The sequence below is a fragment of the Dyadobacter sp. Leaf189 genome, assembly GCF_001424405.1.
In the GTDB taxonomy this organism is placed as follows: Bacteria; Bacteroidota; Bacteroidia; order Cytophagales; family Spirosomataceae; genus Dyadobacter.
The window spans coordinates 712,733-734,285 of record NZ_LMPS01000005.1 but is presented as its reverse complement, the minus strand read 5'-3'; the positions used below and the strand labels follow the sequence as shown (position 1 = coordinate 734,285).

Here is a 21,553-nt window from a genome sequence, read left to right as displayed (position 1 = left end):
AAAAACCCGTCGGGGCTGCCGACGGGCTTTTGCACTCCATAAAGGCTGGTTTAATTAGCTCTTGCAAGCTGCACTTCCAGCCTGATATCTACATTCCTTTCATTGTTGTTATACCGCGAGCCGCCTGTTCCGATACCCACGCCCATTCCGCCGCCCATTCCGATACCGCCGCCCAAACCAATGCCGATCCGCGGACTGAAGCCCGACTGGGAGGATTGCCCTTCCACTTTGATGTTTACACCCAACATGGAAGTTTCCTTTGCATTTACAGCCATCAAGCTGAACGGGATCACGATCTGCTCGGTAAGCTCGCCGTTTTTATCCATCGAGATGCGCGACTTAATGCTGCCGTCGGGCACAACCAGGTTGATAAAATGCTGGCCACTTTTGTCTTTCCAGACTGCTTCTTTATTGTATGAATCAAGCAGCAGATCAAGTCCCAGGCTGTTAGGCAGGTCCGTATCAATGCGCTTCAATGCTTTCCTATCTTCTTTCATCACCACCGGAAAAAGCAGCGAATATGCTTCTTTTTTCTGGCCTTCGGGACTGAATGCAATCTTCAAGCCGCTGCTCAGTATATTCTGGATCGTCGAAGGATCTTTTGTTTTAAGGGTAATGTACACGAACTGATCGTCGTTGATGATCCCATATTTCAACCTCGATCTCTGATCCTGCTGGTCAGGTTTCACTTCATCCACATACGTAAAAGGCGCATTCCACTTTGACTCGTAGGTCATTGTTTTTGAAGAACTACATCCGAAAAGGGCGGCAAGCAATACGATACTCCAACTGTTCCTGAAATTTTTCATTTGTTTGGCTTAATCACAATTTATTTACAATGGATTAACGAAATCCTGCATTTAAACATTACGAAAAAGCGCAACAAATCGTTGCAAATGCGCATTTCAGGAGGCAGGTGAAATGAGCCTGCCAATTTTCTGGTGCAATTTTTCGGGTTCAAATGGCTTCGAAAGCGTGTCGTTCATTCCCGCTTCGAGCGCCTGCTGGATTTCTTCGGGCAATACGGTCGCTGAAAGCGAGAGGATAGGTACAGTTACTTTCAGTTCGCTCCTTACCAGCCGGGCTGCTTCAAATCCATCCATTTCGGGCATTCTGGTATCCATGATCACGAGGTCGAACACCCGCTGCCGGAGCGTCTCTACAGCTTCTTTTCCATTCACCACGAGCGTTGTGTCCAGCTGCCAGGCTTTCAGGTATTTTTTGAGTAAAAGCGCATTGATCGGGTTGTCTTCGGCTACCAGTACTGTTCTGCCGGCAAACGGCGGCAGATTCTGGAATGAAACCACGGGCTTTGCCTCGGCGGCTTTTTCATTCGCATCGGGCAAAATCAATGTAAAAAAGAACTCGCTGCCTTCGTTTGCGCGGCTGTTCACTTCCAGCTCGCTTCCCATCAGCCGCGCGAGCTTTTGGGAGATCGTGAGCCCGAGCCCGGTACCTCCGTACTGGTGGGATATGCTCTCCGAAGCCTGTCCGTATTCGGAAAAAATGTTCGATAGCTGCTCGCCCGACATTCCGATGCCGCTATCCTCTACGCTGAACCGGATCTTGTGCCCGGAACTTGCCTGCGCGACGTGGCTAATTTTCAGCTTAACCCCGCCCTGAACCGTAAACTTCAATGCATTGCCGACCAGATTGAGCAGGATCTGATTGAGCCGCATTCCGTCCACCAGCATGCAGTCAGGCACTGCGTCGTCCACTTCCAGGTCAAGCGAGAGCCCTTTTTCATCGGCCTTGAATTTCATCAGGTCAATGATACCCCTTGCCAATACACGCATATCCGTTGAGGTAGGGATAATGGAGAATTTGCCTTCCTCTATCTTCGAAATATCAAGTATATCGTTCAAAATGTTGAGCAGAGAACCCGAAGATTGCCGCAGCATATCGATCAGTTCCCGCTGCTCTACAGTCAATGCACTTGCGGAAAGCAGGTTACCGAGACCGATAATCCCGTTCAGCGGCGTGCGTATTTCGTGGCTCATATTGGCCAGAAAAGCTTCCTTGCCTTTGCGCGCGCGGTCGGCCTGCTGCTGTGCATCGATCAATGCGCGTTCGTGGGCTTTTCGCTTTTCGATATCGTGCAGGTTGATAAACAGCAGCCTGTTCTTGAACATAATGCGCAGTTCAAGCCACACGGGCTGGCGCAGGCGACCATAAAAGCGGTCCTCGATCACGATGGTATGTCCGCCGATATAGCTCTTTTCAACCAAAACCTGACGCAGCGCCGACGTATCCGGCTCAACCAGCAGTTCCAGAATAGAAATGCCGACCAGTCCATTTGGTGAAATGCCTAAAATCGTTTCTACTGACGGATTAATCGAGAAGATCTTGCCCGTTTCAGCTTCCACCGTCGCGATGATATCGGGTGAATTGATGACGATCGTCGCGTAGTTTTCAAGCAGCTTGTTCTTATCCCGGATCTCTTTCTGACTCCTCGCCAGGCGTATCAGCGAGTCGACTTTCGCATTGGTGATAAATGGATCCAGCGGCTTGTACAGGTAGTCAATCGCGCCGGTTTTTAATCCGCGTACAGCGTAAGTAGTCTCTTTCGAAATAGCGGTTACAAAAACAATAAGAATTTCCTTTGTTTTCGGATTGGATAAAAGCGTTTCTGCAAACTCAAATCCATCCATTCCCGGCATTTGAACATCTACCAGCGCCACTGCAATATCATTTTCCCAAACCATTCTCAGCGCTTCGTTCGGGGAGGTTGTAGCAAAAATTTCAATGTCGTCCCTGCTGAGGATTGCGCGCAGCGAGATCAGGTTCTCCTCTCTGTCGTCCAGCAGTAATATCTTGGTATCTTCCATGGCTAAGTTGAGTGAGTATGCAGTATTTCTTTGATTGTATTTGAAAAATGACCGCGGGACAGCACCTTATGCCCGCTATATTGTTGCAAAGCCGCTTCCGGCATGCGCTTTGACTCAGCATCGGCAGGATCAAGCACATAGGTTGCGCTGCCTCTTTCAGCTAGTACTTTCAGCCCAAAAGCCCCATCTGCGCTCGAACCGGAAAACAGCATGGCCGCTTTGACAGGAATGCCGGAAAACGCCGCCGATATAAATGTCGCGTCTATCGACGGTCTTGAGAAAAAATCCTTTTCAGAAGAATCATAGTAAAACCGCTTGTCGGGACCAATCAGGAGGTGATAGTCGGGTATGGCGAAATAGATGCTATCGGGCTCGACGGGATCCAGATGCTGCGGTTCACTCATAAATACATTTGTTTTATTTTTAAAAATGCGGGGAAACACAGCTGAGCTGGCTTTTCCCCTGTGCAAAACAAAAACGGCTGCGAAAGACAGCGGGCGTTCAAGGATTTGTAAGATTTCCTCAAAAAGCACCATGCTCCCGGCGGATCCTCCAAAGAGAACCAGGCTCAGCGGGTTTGTTATGCCATGGTTCATTTAATTTTCTGGTAAATATTCAGTGAACTATCTACAACCCTGAAATAATCTTCCAGTCCTGAATATCGCAGCGTTTCCCGCTTTCCGAGACAAAGAAAGCCCAGAACGCTCAAACTTTCATAAAGCAGCCGGAATACGCGCTGCCTCAATTCCAGCGTAAAGTAGATCATTACATTGCGGCAGCTGATAAACTGGAACTCATTGAACACGCCGTCGCCTGTCAGATCGTGTAGCGAAAACACGATATTTTTCCGGATTTCGGGCGAGATCACCGCTTTGTTGTACGATACGTGGTAGTAATCAGATAATGAATGCTGACCGGCTGCCTGCATGTAATTTTCAGAAAAAGTACGCACACTGCTGAGCGTAAAAACACCTTCCCGCGCGGCGGTAAGTACCTTATTGTTTAAATCGGTGGCGTAAATGAGCGAGCGGTCGAGGTACCCTGCCTCTTTCAGCAGGATCGCCATTGAGAAGGCTTCTTCGCCCGACGCGCAGCCTGCAACCCAGAGTCGCAGCGCCGGATAGGATTCCAGGTAGGTGAATACTTCACTTCTCACCTTCACAAAATAGTCAGGATCGCGGAACATCTCCGAGTAGTTGACCGTCATTTCCTGGATCAGATCATATACGATCCCTCCACCGGGTGCAATGTGCGCGAGCAGCTGCTCCATATCCATTCGCTTGCTCGTGAGGTACCTGCTCGCTCTTCTCAAAAGCGACGGACGAGCGTAACCCGAGAAGTCGAACCCGGATATTTTCCTGATTTCCGCAATCAGAATTTCAAGATCTGAATATTCCATTAGTACCATGTTCAACCAGCTTGCAGCCAGACTTTGATCAGCGACAACAACTTGTCAATATCAACCGGCTTGGAAATATAATCGTTTGCACCGGCTGCCATGCATTGCTCCCGGTCGCCCTGCATTGCTTTCGCAGTCACGGCAATAATGGGCAATGTGGCCCAGCGGCTGTTTTTACGTATTATCCGCGTTGCCTCTATCCCGTCCATTTCGGGCATCATCACGTCCATTAATACCAGCTCGATATCGGAGGAATCTTCCAGCTTCTGAATTGCTTCTTTTCCATTCGCCGCAATCTCAATTTTAAAGCCCGCATCTTCGAGTACCGCGCTTAATGCAAAAATGTTACGCATATCGTCATCGGCCAGCAGAATCTTCCGGCCAATAAATGCATGTTCCGAATAAACCACGCTGCTTTTAAAGGTATCCTGCTTGGGGGCCGCGGGGGTTGGTTTCGCTGGCTGTACCTTTTTGAGGAACAGTTTCACCTCGTCCAGCAGCCGGTCATTAGACTTCTTCGTTTTGATTACCACCGGGTGCGAATACTTCATGACCCGGCTAAGATCAGCCTGCGAAAGGTCTTCGGCTGTATTGACAACCACCGGAATGGATGTGAGCGCAGGGTTCTTCTTGATCTCGTCCAGCAGGTCCAGCCCATTCATATCGGCAAGCCGGATGTCGAGGATAATGCCGTCAACATGTTCGCGGGCCAGAATCGCCAGCGCGTCCGAAGCCGAGTAGGCATAGAGTACGAATATGTTGTTTTCGGCCAGGAACTCGCCCAGATACTTACTCTGATAAGCATCATCTTCAATCAGCAGGATCCGGTGTTTTTCAAGGTCTTTGCCTTCCAGTTTCAACACATTAAAAATACTCAGGGCTGACTTCTGGTCTACCGGCTTTTGCATAAACCCGATCGCACCTTCTTTCAGCACGTCCGAGTCAAGGTAATCGCCTGAGGATATTGTGTGAACAGGAATGAGCCGCGTCTTGGTGTCGGCTTTGAGTTCTCTCAAAACTTCGTCGCCGGACATATCCGGCAGGTGCATATCCAGGATAATGGCTGTTGGGTTGAATGTCTTCACCAGTTCGAGCGCCGTTTTTCCATCGGCGGCAAGCTGCACCTGGAAGCCGCTGTCCTGCGCTTTGGCAGCCATATCGGCAGCAAAAACGGCATCGTCTTCGATCAGCAGCAACCTGTTTTCTTTCAGCTCCCGCGCCACTTCCGGCATCGCAGGTTTGATCTCTACCGCTGGTTCAGCAGGCAGCTTTTCTGCGGCTCCGTTCTGTGCAGCGGGGATTTTTAATGTAAATACCGAACCTTGCCCAGGCTCGCTTCTCAGCGAAATAGAACCTTTGAACAAATTGGCAAGCTCGCGGCTGATGGAAAGTCCGAGTCCCGTGCCGCCATATTTCCGGCTGGTTGAACCATCTGCCTGCTGAAATGCTTCAAAAATCGCCTTCTGCTTTTCTTCCGGTATCCCGATGCCCGAATCCGCTACCTCGAAGTGAATGAAGCCGGCGATCTGCCGGATTTTCAGGGATACAGTTCCTGGTGCGGATGTGAATTTAATGGCATTCGAGAGCAGGTTGCGGATGATTTGCAGCAACCGCACGTGGTCTACAAGCATGACCTCGGGGCAAGATTCTTCTTTTTCCAGGTGTAGGTTCAGCCCCTTGTTCTCGGCTACTTTCTGGAAAGTATTGGCTACCTCCGACAGGATCAGTCCCGTACTTACCTCTTCATGGATCAGTTCAACCTTACCCGATTCCACCTTTGCCAGATCCAGGATATCGTTGATCAGGGTAAGCAGGTCATTGCCTGAATTGTAGATTACCGATGCATAACGTTGCTCTTCCTCACTGAGCCGCTCTCCTTTATTTTCACCCAAAATCCTGGAAAGAATGAGGATACTGTTCAATGGCGTGCGTAGCTCGTGGCTCATATTCGCAAGAAACTCGCTTTTAAAACGGCCGCTTTTTTCAAGTTCATCCGCTTTAAGCTGTATCTGGTCGCGGGCTGCTTCAATGGTACCTTTCTGTTCTTCCAGCAGAAATGCCTTTTCTTCCAGCTCAGTGTTAATCTGTTTGAGCTCCTCCTGCTGTACCCGCAATTCCTCCTCCGAGACTTGCAGCAGCGAAGTTTGTCTGGTCAGCTCTTCATTGGTTACGCGCAGCTCTTCCTGCTGACTTTCAAGCTCCTCGGCCTGTAACTGGGTTTTCTCGAGCAGCTCATTGGCCAGCTCTCGCGCCCTTGCAGCCATAATGGACACCGCAACGCTGTCGGATATCATTTCAAGTACCTTCGCTACTTTATGGCCCGGCTCTTTGAGATAACCTATTTCAAGTACAGCTTTGATCTGTCCACCGAATGCGATGGTTTTCAATAGCACTGAGGCCGCATCGGTCTGCCCGCTGGCCGTTTTCAATGCGAGGTAGCCTGGCGCTACGTCAAGCTTTTTAAAGGGAATCTTTTCTTCCACGATATGCCCCAATGTTCCGTCGCCGACGCGGAAAGATTTGGGTGCCGGGTTTGCTTCGCTTGTCCCGTAGCTTGCCGCAAGTTCCATTGTATCTCCCGAGCGGGTAACAATGTACATAACAGCCACATGCGCGTCCGTCAACTCCACCAGCTTGGCAATCAGCTTGCGTGACAGCTCAGCCAGGGTCGGTTCTCCCCTCACCGTCTCCGCCGCCTTCACGGCCGCATCCAGTATCCAGTTTTTCTCCTGATCTACCAGCGAAAGCTGTTCCAGTTGCCGGTTTGCTTCCAGCGTCTGCTTTTCCGACGCTACCTGCGCATTGTAAGTACGTCTTATGAAATAGTATAGAAGCAAAATCACAAAGAGGAAAGCCGACGAGCCCATCAGGATGTACTGCTTTGCCTTCGAAGAACTTACAGTTGCATTTTGCTCCCGTTCGACGAGTAAGCCTTCTTCCAGGTTCTCTATCCGCCGGAAGCTGAATTCAAGCTGGGAAGACACGCTTTTGCCGGCTAGTACCAGCTGCCTGATCGTGTCTTGTGCATAGTTGCCTCCCTGAAGAAAATCATATTGCCGGTCCATCAGGTCCAGCCGCGTTTGCAGCAGCATTGACAGGGAGTCAACCCGCGCAGACTGGACACTGTTGTCGCGAACGAGCTTCCGCAGGTCGTCCAGCTCCTGCCAGACCAGCTCAACGGACTGTAAATAGCCTGTTTGAAAAGAATTGTGTTTGGTGATAGCATACCCGCGCACATTGGATTCCGCGGTAAGAAGCTGATTTTTGAGCGAAGTGCTTGTCCGCATTACTTCTCTCGTGTGGTACACCCAACCTGTATTTTCAAGTTGTATCCTGATTGCATTATAAGAAGTAAATCCTACAACCAGTACGAGTAAGATGGAAAAAGCGATCCCGAGGAAAACCTGTCGTTGGAAGGTTAGGCGCATGGATGAAATATGTTGTGAGAAATCCGAAAGGATATTTTTTGTGAATATCCGCAAAAAATATCCATTTACAGCCTGTCTTACAGACAATATGTAGCCTTTTATAAAGTTTTGTCTACATCGGATAATGGAAGTAATTCGCAGCTTACATTTGCAAAATATTGGCTTTCAATAAGGTATCATTTTCACTATGAGTTATCTACCCATTCTGCAACCTGCTTCTGAAGATCTACTACTACACCGCGTGATTGCTTGCCGGTGGATTCGTAAGCTTTGATCACCTTTCTTAAATGCCGCGCCGGTTCCGTCATGTCCTGGCCACCAGCGAATAACATGAACGCAATAGAACTGTCAGGCATTTGTACAGCCCGGTCAATGTGCAGGAGTTTTCCGCCCGGCATCAACAGGTCGCGGTTCATCTGAACCTGGTTCTGATCACTGTATAATGTACTTAATGCAGGATTTTCCAATAGTTTCAATGCCGCTGTTCTGATTTCAGAACCTTCTTTTCTTGTAAAAATACCCTCAGTAACAAGTCTTTCCATCACAACCGGCAGCTCGGAAACAGACTTTAATCTGGTAAAAAGATACTTTAACTTTTGTGTACGATCATTTTTTGACTCAAATGTATCCACATCGAAAATGCGATCGGCCATTCGTCTCAGCCGCATGGAATCGGTACGGTCGTTGCTCAATACCGCTTCCATTACAAACGGTGTGGCCTCTGAACGTACGTGTGCATGTTTAGGGTTGGAATTGGCTTCCGCTATGGTATAAACGGAAATGTTTTCATCCCATTCCGGCTTGAAATCCTGCTGTGAAAAATAGTCTTTCAGCCAATAGTTGATCTGGCTGCCCACATTCCAGTTTCGTTCTCTTTTTGCCAAAATATACAGGCGCTGTACAGGACGGGTGAATGCAACGTAAAGCAAGTTTAGATTTTCGACCAGCACACGCGTTTTCTCATTCTGATACTGCTCTGCCGCCTTCGTATTTTCCAGCTCCTTGATAACCGAAACCATAGAAGTTTTCAGGCTTTTCGGATCATAACCCGGCGATTGCGCCAGATGCAGCTCTTCGTAATCCATTCCTTCCAGGTCAAGCCACAGCCGGTCGAGCCTTGCATTGGGGGTTACCTTCCAGTTGGCATAAGGAATAATAACAGCCGGGTACTCCAATCCTTTGGATTTATGGATCGTCGTGATCCTGACAGCATCGGTACCTTCCGGGATTGTAATGGACAGCTTGTGCCTTGCAGTGTCCCAGTAGGTCAGGAAATCGCCCAGGTGATTGCTTTTACGGTTACCAAATTCCATTACCACGTCAAGAAAACGGAACAGGTATTCGGTTTCAAAACCCTTTTCAAGCAAACCAAAACGTTTCATCAGCTGCTCGCTCAGTTCAAACACGGAGAGCTGCCGCAACCTGAATGAGGTCAGCTGAATGTTCCACCGCCTGAAATATGCCAGGAATGAATCGAGCCCTTTTTCTTCTACCAGCCCGCGGATCTGCTCATAATCAGCAGGAGCGGGCGCCTCTCTCCGGATAATGTGGTGGAACAGGTAGGCAGCCTCGTACCGTGCGAGCCGGTGGTCGGAGCTGTGCAGTACCTTCATAAATGAGATAATAAAATGCACGGAGCGAGAGTAGCTGAGCGAAAGTGCGTCATCGGAAATCAGCGGGTACCCTGCCTCTTTCATGAAGTTCGCCAGCGCGGTGGCTTCCTTTTTCCGCCGGCACAAAACCGCCATATCCCGCCAATTGTATCCCTCTGATCTGAGCTTTGAGACAATTTCAAGCGTGCGCCTGATCATGTTGTCGACAGCACCTTCTGTATCGGCATTATCGTCTGCATTCTCCGCCAGGTCCATAAATTCAACTTCCACATGCCCGCCCACAGGCGCTTCATCAGGGATTTCCTGCTGGAAGTTCTGATCGTAAACTTCCCTGATCAAAGGGTATTCGTCACCGAGCAAATCGGCCACAAACCGGAAAAATGAATTGTTGAATGCAGTGATCTCACGGTAACTGCGCCGGTTCACTTTCAGGTGATTTACATTGAGGTAATTATTCAGACTGACGAGCCGCTCTGCATGGAATGTATTGTCACCAAAAACAGAGGCCAGCTGCATTACCTGGCTTTGTGCAAGGTTCAGGATCAGGTCCATATCTCCGCCACGGAACCGGTAAATGGATTGTTTCGCGTCGCCGACAACCAAACTGAAATAGCCGCCCGACAATGCATTCTCAATCAGCGGCAGCAGGTTGGCGAACTGCAATTTCGAAGTATCCTGAAATTCGTCGACCAGAATGTGGTTGTATTTTTCACCTAACCTTTCAAAAATAAAGGGTACCGGTTCCCTGGCCACGATTTCGACGATCTTGCGATTGAAATCAGAAATATGTACCTGGTTATTTTGTCTCAGCAGAATATCAAATTCCTTCCTGATCTCTCCAAGCAATGAGAGCTGGTAAATGTGCTTTTCGAGCTGGTTGTAAAGGATTATCTTACCTGATTCAGCCGTACGCATATTCTCGATCTGGTGAAAATAGTTTTCCAGATCTGTTCTTACACGCTCGATTTCATCTTTAATCAGAACAGCCGTTTTCGCACCATACCATACACCCTCTCCTATTGTCTTGTAAACATAGGAATTCGGCTCAGCCCAGAGTTTCTTGTTTTCGGAGCGGTCCCGAAAGAACCCGTAAATGCCGCGCCCGCTCTGGTGAAAGTCTTTTTCTGTCAGGAATGTTGACTGGATCAGCTCAAATGCATGCTGTGCCAGTCGCAGCATCGTCGCCTCTTTCTCGCGAACGTAACCGCGCATCTGGTTCCGGATTGCGATCCAGTCTTCCATTTTGAGGTTTTCCACCCGCTTCATCTGCAGGTAGCTCTGCTCATTCAGCAATGTGCCCGAAGTTTCGCGGATCTGCATTGGCAGCGTGCCCCAGCTTTTACCTTCTTCGGCATTCTCGCGGTAGTATTTTTCGACAATGTCCGTAAGTACCTCCTCGCCCTCCTGCCCGATCCGGGACAGTAACCTGTCTACCGCATCGTCAAGCAAATCACTGTCGAGCTGGGTTTCAAAAATGAAAGGGATACCTAGCTCATCTGTAAAACTGCTGATCAGCCTTTGTGTAAATTTATCGATGGTCATCACTGAAAAATCCGAATACCGGTGCAGGATCTGGCCAAAGACTGCATTTGCGCGCTGACTGATCAGTTTCGACGCTTCGTGGAGCAACTCGGGATCCTGTTCGGTATCGGGATAAAGCTCACTGATCACATCCTGCATCATCGGGTGCAGCTTGCCGTTTTGTGGCTTCCAATCTGCAAAAGTGCGCAGCATCAGCAGAATGCGGTCTTTCATTTCTTTTGCAGCCGCATTGGTGAATGTTACTGCAAGAATGTTCTTGAAATAGGTATCTGCACTGTTGCTTAATGCCAGTTTCAGATATTCTTTGGTCAGCGTGTAAGTCTTACCCGAGCCGGCCGATGAACTATATACTTTAAACACGTGCGAAATCTTTTGAAAAACCGATCAGGAAACTGCCGGGCAAATTAAATAAAAAAAGCAGGTATAAACCTGCTCGTTTGACTCCGGAAATGCTTCTTGCTGCTATAAGTTGAAACGGATACCAGCAGAAAGATTAGGACTCAGGTAGAAAGGACGCGGTACCAGTTCCAGATAGGTGCCGCCTTCCAGGAAAACAGAAATGCGGTTATCGGGAATGTAATATTCAAACCCGCCCAGTACTGAACCTCCTAGTGAAATGTCCTTTTCATAATTGCCGCTCAGCCTTTTCGGATAAGCGCGGCGACTGTTCAGCTGCCCGCCCAGTCCGTAATATACGTGCACTGTTTCGGAGTTGAAAACCGGAGTGTGCCACAGGTAATGCACCTGGAGGGAAACGCCCGTATTTTTGTAAATACCCTCGTCGCCGCGGTATTTCCGGTCTTTGGACAACACGCCGCCGTAAGTACCGATGGTAACATCAAGTGCGTGAATGTTGTTGAAATATTTACGGATGTTGACACCGGTTGGCTCGCCTAATTTGAAACCGACTGCCCAGTTGTCATATTGGGCCTGTGCCATTCCGAAACAAAGCGTACAGATAAACGTCAAGGCTAATTTCTTCATAATTGTTTTTGATCGGGGAAATGGATATGCTGAGTATGCTATGCAATAACGTTTTTCTGTTGGAAATTCTTTAAAGATTCGATCAAAACTTCATTTTCTTTCTTTGTTCCGACCGTAATCCGCAGACAGCCTTCACAAAGATGTACGCGTGACCGGTCGCGCACGATGATCGCCTCACTGATCAGGTAGTCCATTACTGCCTTCGCATCTTCGAACTGAACGAGCAGGAAGTTGGCATCAGAAGGGTGTATCTTCACAACCGAGGGTAAATCCAGCAACATTTCCTGCAAAGCGCCTCTTTCGGAAAGAATATCAGTTACCATTTCATCTTTCAGCGCCGGATTTTGCAAGCCTTGCAAAAGGGCATTCTGGGCTGGCAGACTGATGTTATAAGGTGGCTTGATCTTGTTCAAAATGCGGATCAGCTCAGCGGAAGCAAAGCACATACCAATGCGAAGTCCGGCCAATCCCCATGCTTTCGAGAAGGTTTGCAGAACGACCAGATTCGGGTACTCGTCAAGCCGCTGAACCCACGAAGGTTTATCGGTAAAATCAATGTATGCTTCGTCTACTACAACCAGCCCATTGAAGTTTTTTAAAATCGTTTCTATGGCTTCATCCTGCATATTGTTCCCCGTAGGGTTGTTGGGAGAGCAGATCCAGATGATTTTCGTGTGTTCGCCCACTGCATTCAAAACCGCTTCAACATCAATATGGTAATCGCTGGTAAGCGAAGCTTTATCAATGCGAACATCGTGAATGGAGGCGCTTACTTCGTACATTCCATAGGTAGGCGGCATGATGATCACGTGATCCTGCCCCGGCGTACAAGCCGCGCGCGTCAACAGGTCAATCGGCTCGTCACTCCCGTTTCCCAGAAAAATGCGGTTGGGTTCTACGTGCTTAATCTTTGAGATCAGCTTCTTGATTTCGGACTGATAAGGATCCGGGTAACGGTTATAATCTTCGTTTGTGACAGATCCGTAAGGGTTTTCGTTCGCATCCAGGAACACACCTTCGTGCCCGGTATACTCGTCTCTTGCAGAAGAATAAGGGGCGAGCGTGAGGATGTGCGGCCGCAGTATTGTTTTTAGGTCAAAAGTGTTGTTCATTCCAATTGTACGGCGTTATGCCGTTTTTATTTTTTCAAGGGAGATGTAAATAATCTCAGATCAAATTCAAAAGGTTCCTTTCCAACTACCTGAATCGAACTGGCGTTCTCATGCGCAGGATTGATCAGGAAATTGTATTCCGACTTGACTATAATTGATGGTACCCTGCATAAAAGCGAAGTTTTACCCTTTGCCCATTCATCGCCCATATCTTTGGTCCATTGCTGTTCTCCCTGCCAGTCCTGTATCATGTAAGGTACCGTCGAAGTCGCCATTGAATCGGGTACGTACAGCACCACGATCACATACTCAGGCGGCGGCACCGATTTGTTCAAATGCACCAGCACTTCAAGCATAGCGAGCGAGCGATGGGAGGCTGTGTATAACATGTGGTGTCCCGGTGAGTTCCACCTGCCCCCATGCCGGAATGCGCCAATGCCCGTCAGATCGTCCTGGTACTCCACCCGTGAAATCCGAAACAGCTCCATCAGGCAAAAATACCATGCTCAATACGCCCCAGCTCGGTTTTGATCAACTCTATACCGGCGTGGGTTTTGAGAAAATGGATCGGACATTCGTTGCCGAGAGAAGGAACCGGGCTCGTAAGCCAGCTTTTAAAATAATCTTTTGACAGGACGTTAACCCCGACGGAGAATAGATCTGCCAATGCAATCAGATGATCAGAAACTACATTGCTGAGTAAATCCTCTTCCTCGTAGCGTTGCAGGTTCCTTGAAGTTACCGGCAAAAGGTCGATTATTTCTTTTGGATCCATGCCAATCGAGCTTGCCAAATGCTGAATAGAAGCCTTGGGTACGCCATTGGTGGCGAGATAAGCCAGGTCAAAATCAGTGTTGACGCGATGTTTGAGTACTCCGTACCCGCCCAAACGCTCATTAACCATTCGTACTGTCATAAGTTCATCAGGAAAAATGTCCCTAAATATACGACATTTTTCCTGCTTCAAAAACAATCATTCAAGACTTTTCAACCTCAAACTAACCGCTTTCCGGTGCGCTTCCAGCGATTCTGCTTCCGCCATTCTCTCTACGGTCGGACCGATATTGCGGATACCTTCTTCGGTAATGTGCTGCACTGTGATTTTTTTCACAAAACTATCTACCGACACGCCGCTGTAAGCTCTTGCGTAACCGTTTGTTGGCAGCGTGTGATTGGTACCGGATGCATAATCGCCGCAGGATTCAGGTGTATAGTTACCCAGAAATATAGATCCTGCATTAACAATCTTGTCAGCTACCATCTCCGCATTTGCCACACTCAATATCAGGTGCTCTGCGGCATATTGGTTCAACAAATCAATCGCGTCACTTTCATTATCCAGCAAAATGGCTTTGCTATGGGTAATCGCTTGTCCGGCGAAATCCCTGCGTGGTAATTCTTCGAGCTGCGAAGCAAGGGCCAGGTTCACCGATGAAAGCAGTTTCTTGCTCGTAGAAACCAGCAATACCTGGCTGTCGGGCCCGTGCTCTGCTTGTGACAAGAGATCAGAAGCAACGAATGCAGGAACTGCGGTATCGTCTGCATAAACCGCTACCTCAGAAGGTCCGGCCGGCATATCAATGGAAATGCCCTGACTGTTCACAAGCATTTTGGCAGCAGTAACGTACTGGTTTCCGGGGCCAAATATCTTATAAACTTTGGGGACGGTCTCCGTTCCGTAAGCCATCGCAGCAATGGCCTGCGCGCCTCCTACCCTGAAAGCTTTGGTCACGCCTACAAGGCTGGCCGCGTATAGTATGGCAGGATTGTCGGAAGGCGTACACAAGATAATCTCCTTACAGCCAGCTATTTTCGCCGGTATACCGAGCATTAGAACGGTGCTGAACAAGGGTGCCGAGCCGCCGGGAATGTAAATGCCCACTTTTTCAATACCCACACTTTTGCGCCAGCAAAAAACGCCCGGCATTGTCTCGATCTTTTGCGGGGCTTGCAGCTGCACTTCGTGGAACTTGTAAATATTCGCATAAGCCTGTGCAATGGCCGCTTTCAGGGGCTCGTCAAGCTGGCTGGCAGCGCTGGCAATTGCCTCTCCTGAAAAAGCAATTTCTTCCAGTACCACCTTGTCAAATTGCAGGGTAAGGTCCCTGATCGCCTGGTCGCCTTCCTGTTTTACTTTTTCAAGAATGGGGAGAACCTTGGCTTCAATATCCTTTGTTTCCTGGACCGGGCGGGTGAGCAGAGAAGCCCATTGGTCACGGTCCGGAAATGGAATGATGTTCATAATGAAATAAATAGTGCAACCGTTTGGCCGGTTATTACTGAATCATTTTCTCGATAGGTATTACCAGAATACCCTCTGCACCTGCCTGACGGATCTTTTCAATGTTTTCCCAGAATTCGTTTTCATTGATCACCGAATGCAGTGAGCACCAGCCTTCCGTCGCCAGCGGCAGAACAGTCGGAGAACGCATGCCTGGCAGGAATTTGGAGATGGTCTCAACCGCCTCGGTAGGACAGTTGAGCAGGATATATTTATTGTTTTTAGCTGCCTGAACCGATTTGATCCGGAATAAAAGCTGATCCAGCAGGTTTTGCTGCGTCGCCGAAAGTTGCTTGCTCGCGATCATCACCGCCTCAGAGCGGAAGATCGTTTCAACTTCTTTCAGCCCATTGCTCAATAATGTACTGCCGGAGCTGACAATATCGCAAACCGCATCGGCCAGTCCAATGCTGGGCGCGATTTCAACAGAGCCGCTGATCTCATGGATCTGCGCAGTGACGCCGTTTGAACTCAGGTATTTTTCCAGCAGTCGCGGATATGTGGTTGCAATGCTTTTTCCTTCCAGGTCCTGCACACCTTTATACTGATGCTCGCGCAAGACGCCGATAGACAGCCTGCACTTTGAAAAACCCAGCTTGTGAACCGTATCAACGTTTTTATCCGATTCTTCCGAAACATTTTCGCCTACGATGCCCAGATGCGCCACACCGTCTTCCACATAACCGGGAATATCATCGTCCCGAAGGAAAAGAATTTCGGCGGGGAAGTTGGTGGCGTCTGTTTTCAGCTTGCCGGCTCCGTTATCAAACCGGATTCCACATTCTTTGATCAGCTTCAATGAATCTTCGCTGAGCCTTCCTGATTTCTGTATTGCAATTCTTAGAATTTCGTCGTTCATTTTTAATGCAGCTGCCGGGCAGCCAGTGAAAAGTGCCTAATTAGGGTTTTAAATTGCCTGGGTTATTGAAGGTATGATATCTTCCAAATGTAATTTCTGCTGTTCGCCTGTCTTCATATTTTTAAGTGTCAGTAAGCCCGACTGCATTTCATCGGAACCTACGAGGATCACAAACGGGATGCTTTTACGGTCTGCATAATCGAGCTGCTTCTTCAACTTGACAGAATCGGGATAGATCTCCGCATTGATTCCGGCATTTCTGAGTTTGGGTAAAATCGTCAGACCGTACTTAAATGCTTCCTCGTCGAAGTTGGAGATCATCACTTTGGTACTGGTTTGCTGGCTCTCGGGAAAGAGGCCCAATTCTTCCATTACATCATAAATGCGGTCGACGCCGAGCGAGATACCTACTCCTGAGATCCCCGGAACACCGAAAGTACCTGTCAGGTTATCATAACGGCCGCCGCCAGAAATACTACCTATCTGCACATTTTTCGCTTTAACCTCGAAAATAGCGCCCGTATAATAGGAAAGGCCGCGTGCCAGGGTAACATCGAACTCGATCTGCGGGTTTTCCAGCCCAAGCAATTTCACCATCGCCCAAACTTCCTCCAGTTCCTGAATACCTTTTAACCCGATCTCCGAATCAGCAAGCCAGCTTCTCAATTCAGCAAATGGTTCTTTCTCGTTTGAGAGCGCGAAAATCGGCTCCAATGCAGTGACACTTTGTTCAGAGAAGCCTCTCTCAAGCAGCTCTTCCACTACCTTTTCCTGACCTATCTTGTCCAGTTTATCAATGGCCACACAAAGTGGCCCTTCCATTCCGTGTGCACCTACTTTGTCGGCAATGCCCGTGAGTATCTTGCGGTTATTAATTTTAACCACAAAATCCTTGATGCCAAGCGCGGGCAATATATCATGTAAAAGTGTCACGATCTCAGCTTCGCAAAGCAGTGAATCAGTTCCTACCACATCGGCGTCGCACTGATAAAACTCACGGTATCTGCCTTTCTGAGGGCGATCGGCGCGCCAGACGGGCTGGATCTGATACCTTTTAAAAGGCATTGCCAGCGTACCGCGGTTCATTACTACATACCGTGCAAACGGAACGGTCAGGTCGTAACGCAGTCCTTTTTCAGAGATTTTGGTAGTGAGCGGCTTGTAGCCTGCATTCCAGTCCGTATCGGAAAGCTTGCCGCTGAAATCGCCCGAGTTAAGTATTTTAAACAACAGCTGGTCACCCTCATCGCCGTATTTACCCATTAAAACAGACAGGTTTTCGAATGCGGGGGTTTCCAGGGGCAAAAACCCGTAACGTTGAAAGGAGCGGCGGATCGTATCAAAAATAAAGGTCCGCTTCACCATTTGTTCTGGACCGAAGTCACGGGTTCCGCGGGCAAGGGATGGTTTACTCATTATTATATTGGATCAAAAAAAGCCCGCCTGATTAGCTGAGCTGCAAATTTAAGATGCAGCCCGGACCAGTGCCCGGCAAGGCGATTTGATAATGGTTTGGCGGCTGGCTGGGTGGCAAAGTTAGCCAGCTTATGCAATATTTGTGATGATAGCCTGCATTATTTAACAGAAAATGATTAATTTCGCGGCTCTTTCACAAAACAATATTTTACAATGGGAGTTACGGAATTGAAACGTAAAGGACGCAGAAACAAGGCGGTAGCTAATAACCGTACTGCTAAGATCAAAGATCTTTTACGTAAACCAGAGGTTCGCAATGTCGATGTGGAGGCAATCAAGGCGCAGTTTGAAGCTAACAAAAAATAAAATTGGCCTCTCCTAAATTATTCAACTAGTCCTGTCAATCTGCTTTGATAGGGCTTTTTGCTTTTTTGGCCGATTTGGATTTCCCCGATGATTTGGTGTTGACCTTGCGTGTGAGCTGACGCATACTCCGGCGGGTCTCGCGGCGGACGTGCAGTAAAATCCGGAAACGAAGCGCCTCGCCGAACATAATCAGTCCGCCATTGATCAAAGCCAGACTGTACAAACCAAGAACAACCCACACCTGAGTAGGCTCGCCGATACGCCGCTCGTGGGCAGCCTGGCTGAGCACGGTAAGACCAAAGCTGAAAAGAATCAATCCGCATGGAGCTAAAATCATCCATTTGGTGCGTGTTGACATTTTCTTTATCAGTCTTTTACCCGGTGGTTTTGGATCAATCGATGGAATCATTCAGTTATTTTTTAGAAACTTATGATCCTAAAATTATTAATTTTTAGTTAATTGACTTAATGAAATCCATCATTAGTTTAGTATTAAGGTACATTCCCCGACCCTATCTGCAATTGGTCGGACACTGGGCAGCACGTTTTCTGAGTATCTTCTATATCGGCAACAAAGTTCAATGCCCCGTTTGTGATAACCATTACCGCAAGTTTCTTCCCTACGGACGGAATACATCCAGCCGCGAAAATGCATTGTGCCCCGGCTGCCTTTCACTGGAACGCCACCGCCTGATGGGCTTATACCTCAGACAAAAGACCAATTTTTTCACGTCCAACCTGAAAGTACTTCACGTTGCGCCCGAATACTGTTTTATCGACAGGTTTGAAAAAATGAAGAACCTGGATTACATCACGGCGGACATTGAATCCCCGCTGGCCAAGGTTAAGATGGACATTCATCAGATCCCTTTTCCTGATAACACATTTGATGTTGCTTTTTGTAACCACGTCATGGAGCACGTGGATGATTATGTATTAGCAATGAGCGAGTTACATCGTGTATTGAAGCCGGGCGGCTGGGCATTGATCCAGTCTCCTCAGGATATGAAATACGCGACAACCTACGAAGATCCTACGATAACAGACCCGAAAGAGCGCGAGAAGCATTTCCTGCAAAACGATCATCTTCGCCTGTTCGGACGCAACTATAACCACGAGCTCGAAAAAGGCGGATTTAAAGTTAAAGAAGACCGTTTCGTAATGGAAGAGCTTTCGAAAGCAGAGGTAAAAAGATATGCGCTACCCGAGGAGGAAATTGTTTATTTCTGCCAGAAGTAATGAGTTTATGAGTCTGGGAGTTCATGAGTCTCGGAGTTTATGAATTCAAAGTATAAAATTCACTAGTTAAGCATAAGTTAAGAGGCAGCTTCCCCGGAAACTGCCTCTCTTTCGTTTACTCCAAACTCATAAACCTTAAACTCATAAACTCCAACCTCCTTTCAGGAAGGATATTCAATGGCAGCGCCGGTTTCCCGGTGGGATTTTTTCTCCCAGATCCGTTTCCAGCCCTCCTGTAAAAACCCGGTCCCATATCCAAAAAGCTGCACAAAAGCTGCGCCTATCGAAAGAAAAGCCACATTCAGCTGTTTTGTTTTGATCAATGCATCAGTAAAAAGCAGCAGCACATAGAAGAGCAGGAATGCAGCTCCGAGGTAGAAAAATGGTTTGAAAACAAAAAACCAGACCGGAATGCTGCACACCGCCAATGTAAAAATGAGCGGGAATGCGTGTACCAGCTTTAATTCATCGGGGTAAAACCGTGCAATGTTAATGCGGGCCCTGCCGAAAAATTTGAGCTGACGGAAAAACGGGATAAACTTAGTCCTGCGCTTGTGGTAAATAAAAGCTTCAGGGATCAGCGTGGACCGAAAACCCAGCCGGATTGCCGCAATACTAAAAAGGATATCCTCCCCCATTCTGCTTGTCAAAAACCCGCCTGTTCGCTCCCAAACCTGCCGCGAAAGTCCCATATTGAAGCTGCGTGGATGAAATGTGCCGCCCATGTTCGACTTCTTCCCGCGAATCCCTCCCGTTGTAAAAAGCGAAGTCATGGAGTAGCTGATCGCCTTTTGAATGGGTGTAAAAGACGGGTGATCAGTATCTGGTCCGCCGTACAGATCAACATAGCTGGTATTTAAATGAGTATCTACTATCTGCAGATAATCCGGTTCTATCAGCGCGTCTGAGTCCAGCAAAATAAAGTAATCGCCCGAAGCACGTTCAAAACCGTGATTCCGGGCGAAACCTTGTCCTCCATTCTCTTTGAAAAAATACTTGATATCAACCTTTCCTTGAAAGCCGGCAACTACCGAATCTGCCCTGACTTTTGAACCGTCTTCAACCACGATCACTTCAAAATGCTTGATTGTTTGCTTTGCCAGGCATTCCAGCAACTCCTGCAACTCGTCCGGGCGATTGTAAACAGGGATAATGAAGGAATAAAAGCGCATTTCGGAGGTTGTAGTTAGATAGACAGTATTTCTTTTAATGATTCTTCGTTCGCCTGAATGATCAGATCCAGGTGGCGGTCGGTCAATGCAGTGGACAGGAACATACTTTCAAATTGGGAGGGGCCCAGGTAAATTCCTTTATTGAGCATCGCGTGAAAGTACCTGCCGAACAAAACCAGGTCGGATGTCTTCGCAGATGGAAAATCAGTCACCTGCTGATTGGTGAAGAACAACGTGTACATCGAGCCGATCTGATTCAATGTATAGTCCAATCCCAGCTTTTGCATGGAACCTCTGAAACCATCAGCAAGCTTCTCTCCTGAGTCTTCCAGTTGTGCATATACTTCCGGGTGTTCATTGAGGTAGTCCAGCATAGTTAAGCCTGCCGCCATTGCAATGGGGTTACCAGACAATGTACCCGCCTGATACACAGGCCCTGCTGGTGAAACCCAGTTCATGATCTCAGCCCTGCCACCATAAGCGCCCACCGGCATTCCTCCTCCTATTATTTTTCCTAACGTTGTTAGATCAGGCGTAATCCCGAACCTTTCCTGTGCGCCGCCTTTCGCGAGGCGGAAACCGGTCATTACTTCGTCAAGGATCAATACAATTCCTTCTTCATCACAAATTCTCCGCAAGCCTTGAAGGAAACCCTCTGCGGGTAGTACACAGCCCATATTTCCTACAACCGGCTCCAATATCAATGCGGATATCTTGTTCTTGTTTGCGTCCACCAGTTGCTGAACTGCTTCCAGGTTGTTGAATGGAGCGGTCAGCGTATCGTTTGCAACCCCGCTCGTCACACCCGGACTGTCGGGAGTACCGAAAGTAGCGGCACCGCTTCCGGCAGCAATGAGGAAGCTGTCCCCGTGACCGTGGTAGCATCCTTCAAACTTGATGATCTTATCCCGTCCTGTAAAACCGCGCGCTACCCGAATAGCCGACATAGTGGCCTCCGTACCCGAGTTCACCATTCTGACCTTCTCAATGGAAGGTACCATTCCTACAATGCGCTCTGCCACCTCAACCTCGCGGCGGGTCGGTGCGCCAAAGGAAAATGAATGCTGGATCGCATCAGAAACGGCCTTTTGGATGAGCTCATTGGCGTGACCGAGGATCATCGGTCCCCAGGAGTTAATCAGCTCAATGTATTCATTTCCGTCCTCATCATATATGTACGGACCTTTGGCAGATTTAATAAAGATAGGCGAACCGCCTACTGCACGAAATGCCCTCACAGGAGAGTTAACCCCGCCCGGAATGTATTTCTGCGCATTCTCAAATAAGCTTTGACTTGTTGAAGTATTCATTCTG

General features: G+C 48.3%; 18 protein-coding genes. 2 read left to right on the top strand and 16 right to left on the bottom strand.

Features of this window, described 5'->3' with window-relative positions; all coding sequences use genetic code 11:
* Nucleotides 1-50: 50 nt before the first annotated feature.
* From ASG33_RS17485 to hisS, 13 genes are all read right to left on the bottom strand, one after another.
* Nucleotides 51-809: a hypothetical protein gene (locus ASG33_RS17485; RefSeq protein WP_056287931.1), complete on the bottom strand. Its 759-nt coding sequence runs from the start codon at nt 807-809 to the stop codon at nt 51-53.
* 96 nt (nt 810-905) lie between these two features.
* Entirely contained in the window at nt 906-2,828 is a 1,923-nt protein-coding gene (locus ASG33_RS17480) for a response regulator (RefSeq protein ID WP_056287929.1), read from the bottom strand.
* A gap of 2 nt (nt 2,829-2,830) precedes the next feature.
* Nucleotides 2,831-3,424, bottom strand: a complete 594-nt coding sequence (locus ASG33_RS17475; RefSeq protein WP_056287928.1) for a chemotaxis protein CheB — start codon at nt 3,422-3,424, stop codon at nt 2,831-2,833.
* Entirely contained in the window at nt 3,421-4,227 is an 807-nt protein-coding gene (locus tag ASG33_RS17470; protein WP_229238702.1) for a protein-glutamate O-methyltransferase CheR, read from the bottom strand. Before ASG33_RS17470 ends, ASG33_RS17475 begins: the two co-directional genes overlap by 4 nt.
* 11 nt (nt 4,228-4,238) lie before the next feature.
* Nucleotides 4,239-7,655, bottom strand: a complete 3,417-nt coding sequence (locus ASG33_RS17465; RefSeq protein WP_056287923.1) for a response regulator — start codon at nt 7,653-7,655, stop codon at nt 4,239-4,241.
* 185 nt (nt 7,656-7,840) lie between these two features.
* The gene (locus ASG33_RS17460; RefSeq protein WP_056287920.1) at nt 7,841-11,170 is read right to left on the bottom strand and encodes a UvrD-helicase domain-containing protein; all 3,330 of its coding nucleotides are present in this window, start codon (nt 11,168-11,170) and stop codon (nt 7,841-7,843) included.
* A 102-nt stretch (nt 11,171-11,272) separates the two neighbouring features.
* Nucleotides 11,273-11,794 (bottom strand): hypothetical protein, encoded by a 522-nt coding sequence (locus ASG33_RS17455; protein WP_056287915.1) that lies wholly within the window; start codon nt 11,792-11,794, stop codon nt 11,273-11,275.
* 38 nt (nt 11,795-11,832) lie between these two features.
* The gene (hisC, locus tag ASG33_RS17450; RefSeq protein ID WP_056287913.1) at nt 11,833-12,906 is read right to left on the bottom strand and encodes a histidinol-phosphate transaminase; all 1,074 of its coding nucleotides are present in this window, start codon (nt 12,904-12,906) and stop codon (nt 11,833-11,835) included.
* A gap of 26 nt (nt 12,907-12,932) precedes the next feature.
* Complete coding sequence (locus tag ASG33_RS17445; RefSeq protein ID WP_056287910.1) at nt 12,933-13,394, bottom strand: RES family NAD+ phosphorylase; 462 nt, start codon at nt 13,392-13,394, stop codon at nt 12,933-12,935.
* Entirely contained in the window at nt 13,394-13,822 is a 429-nt protein-coding gene (locus ASG33_RS17440; protein WP_056287908.1) for an antitoxin Xre/MbcA/ParS toxin-binding domain-containing protein, read from the bottom strand. Before ASG33_RS17440 ends, ASG33_RS17445 begins: the two co-directional genes overlap by 1 nt.
* Nucleotides 13,823-13,879: 57 nt before the next feature.
* Nucleotides 13,880-15,148 (bottom strand): histidinol dehydrogenase, encoded by a 1,269-nt coding sequence (gene hisD / locus ASG33_RS17435; protein WP_056287906.1) that lies wholly within the window; start codon nt 15,146-15,148, stop codon nt 13,880-13,882.
* A gap of 34 nt (nt 15,149-15,182) precedes the next feature.
* On the bottom strand, nt 15,183-16,046 hold the full coding sequence (hisG, locus tag ASG33_RS17430; RefSeq protein ID WP_031527974.1) for an ATP phosphoribosyltransferase: 864 nt from the start codon (nt 16,044-16,046) through the stop codon (nt 15,183-15,185).
* 48 nt (nt 16,047-16,094) lie between these two features.
* Entirely contained in the window at nt 16,095-17,462 is a 1,368-nt protein-coding gene (hisS, locus tag ASG33_RS17425; protein WP_056287904.1) for a histidine--tRNA ligase, read from the bottom strand.
* 213 nt (nt 17,463-17,675) lie between these two features.
* On the opposite strand from hisS, the gene ASG33_RS25970 reads away from it, so the two are divergent.
* Nucleotides 17,676-17,828, top strand: coding sequence for a hypothetical protein (locus ASG33_RS25970; RefSeq protein WP_166444435.1), 153 nt, complete (start codon nt 17,676-17,678; stop codon nt 17,826-17,828).
* Nucleotides 17,829-17,862: 34 nt separating this feature from the next.
* Here ASG33_RS25970 and ASG33_RS17420 read toward each other — a convergent pair whose 3' ends face one another.
* The gene (locus tag ASG33_RS17420; protein WP_056287902.1) at nt 17,863-18,237 is read right to left on the bottom strand and encodes a hypothetical protein; all 375 of its coding nucleotides are present in this window, start codon (nt 18,235-18,237) and stop codon (nt 17,863-17,865) included.
* A gap of 59 nt (nt 18,238-18,296) precedes the next feature.
* On the opposite strand from ASG33_RS17420, the gene ASG33_RS17415 reads away from it, so the two are divergent.
* Nucleotides 18,297-19,067: a class I SAM-dependent methyltransferase gene (locus ASG33_RS17415; RefSeq protein ID WP_056287900.1), complete on the top strand. Its 771-nt coding sequence runs from the start codon at nt 18,297-18,299 to the stop codon at nt 19,065-19,067.
* Between the two features lie 161 nt (nt 19,068-19,228).
* Here ASG33_RS17415 and ASG33_RS17410 read toward each other — a convergent pair whose 3' ends face one another.
* Together ASG33_RS17410 and hemL are read right to left on the bottom strand one after the other, a co-directional pair.
* Nucleotides 19,229-20,239, bottom strand: a complete 1,011-nt coding sequence (locus ASG33_RS17410) for a glycosyltransferase family 2 protein (RefSeq protein ID WP_056287897.1) — start codon at nt 20,237-20,239, stop codon at nt 19,229-19,231.
* A 14-nt stretch (nt 20,240-20,253) separates the two neighbouring features.
* A complete protein-coding gene (gene hemL, locus ASG33_RS17405; protein ID WP_056287895.1) occupies nt 20,254-21,549 on the bottom strand; it encodes a glutamate-1-semialdehyde 2,1-aminomutase in 1,296 nt (431 codons plus the stop codon).
* Nucleotides 21,550-21,553: the final 4 nt, after the last annotated feature.

What these genes read in the sequence shown, in the direction of transcription:
- ASG33_RS17470 (WP_229238702.1), bottom strand. Translation starts at nt 4,227, where the DNA reads ATGGAATATTCAGATCTTGAAATTCTGATTGCGGAAATCAGGAAAATA.
- hemL (WP_056287895.1), bottom strand. Translation starts at nt 21,549, where the DNA reads ATGAATACTTCAACAAGTCAAAGCTTATTTGAGAATGCGCAGAAATAC.
- ASG33_RS17485 (WP_056287931.1), bottom strand. Translation starts at nt 809, where the DNA reads ATGAAAAATTTCAGGAACAGTTGGAGTATCGTATTGCTTGCCGCCCTT.
- ASG33_RS17420 (WP_056287902.1), bottom strand. Translation starts at nt 18,237, where the DNA reads ATGATTCCATCGATTGATCCAAAACCACCGGGTAAAAGACTGATAAAG.
- ASG33_RS17440 (WP_056287908.1), bottom strand. Translation starts at nt 13,822, where the DNA reads ATGACAGTACGAATGGTTAATGAGCGTTTGGGCGGGTACGGAGTACTC.
- ASG33_RS17465 (WP_056287923.1), bottom strand. Translation starts at nt 7,655, where the DNA reads ATGCGCCTAACCTTCCAACGACAGGTTTTCCTCGGGATCGCTTTTTCC.
- ASG33_RS25970 (WP_166444435.1), top strand. Translation starts at nt 17,676, where the DNA reads ATGGGAGTTACGGAATTGAAACGTAAAGGACGCAGAAACAAGGCGGTA.
- ASG33_RS17415 (WP_056287900.1), top strand. Translation starts at nt 18,297, where the DNA reads ATGAAATCCATCATTAGTTTAGTATTAAGGTACATTCCCCGACCCTAT.
- ASG33_RS17475 (WP_056287928.1), bottom strand. Translation starts at nt 3,424, where the DNA reads ATGAACCATGGCATAACAAACCCGCTGAGCCTGGTTCTCTTTGGAGGA.
- hisS (WP_056287904.1), bottom strand. Translation starts at nt 17,462, where the DNA reads ATGAGTAAACCATCCCTTGCCCGCGGAACCCGTGACTTCGGTCCAGAA.
- ASG33_RS17445 (WP_056287910.1), bottom strand. Translation starts at nt 13,394, where the DNA reads ATGGAGCTGTTTCGGATTTCACGGGTGGAGTACCAGGACGATCTGACG.
- hisG (WP_031527974.1), bottom strand. Translation starts at nt 16,046, where the DNA reads ATGAACGACGAAATTCTAAGAATTGCAATACAGAAATCAGGAAGGCTC.
- ASG33_RS17410 (WP_056287897.1), bottom strand. Translation starts at nt 20,239, where the DNA reads ATGCGCTTTTATTCCTTCATTATCCCTGTTTACAATCGCCCGGACGAG.
- ASG33_RS17480 (WP_056287929.1), bottom strand. Translation starts at nt 2,828, where the DNA reads ATGGAAGATACCAAGATATTACTGCTGGACGACAGAGAGGAGAACCTG.
- hisD (WP_056287906.1), bottom strand. Translation starts at nt 15,148, where the DNA reads ATGAACATCATTCCATTTCCGGACCGTGACCAATGGGCTTCTCTGCTC.
- ASG33_RS17455 (WP_056287915.1), bottom strand. Translation starts at nt 11,794, where the DNA reads ATGAAGAAATTAGCCTTGACGTTTATCTGTACGCTTTGTTTCGGAATG.
- hisC (WP_056287913.1), bottom strand. Translation starts at nt 12,906, where the DNA reads ATGAACAACACTTTTGACCTAAAAACAATACTGCGGCCGCACATCCTC.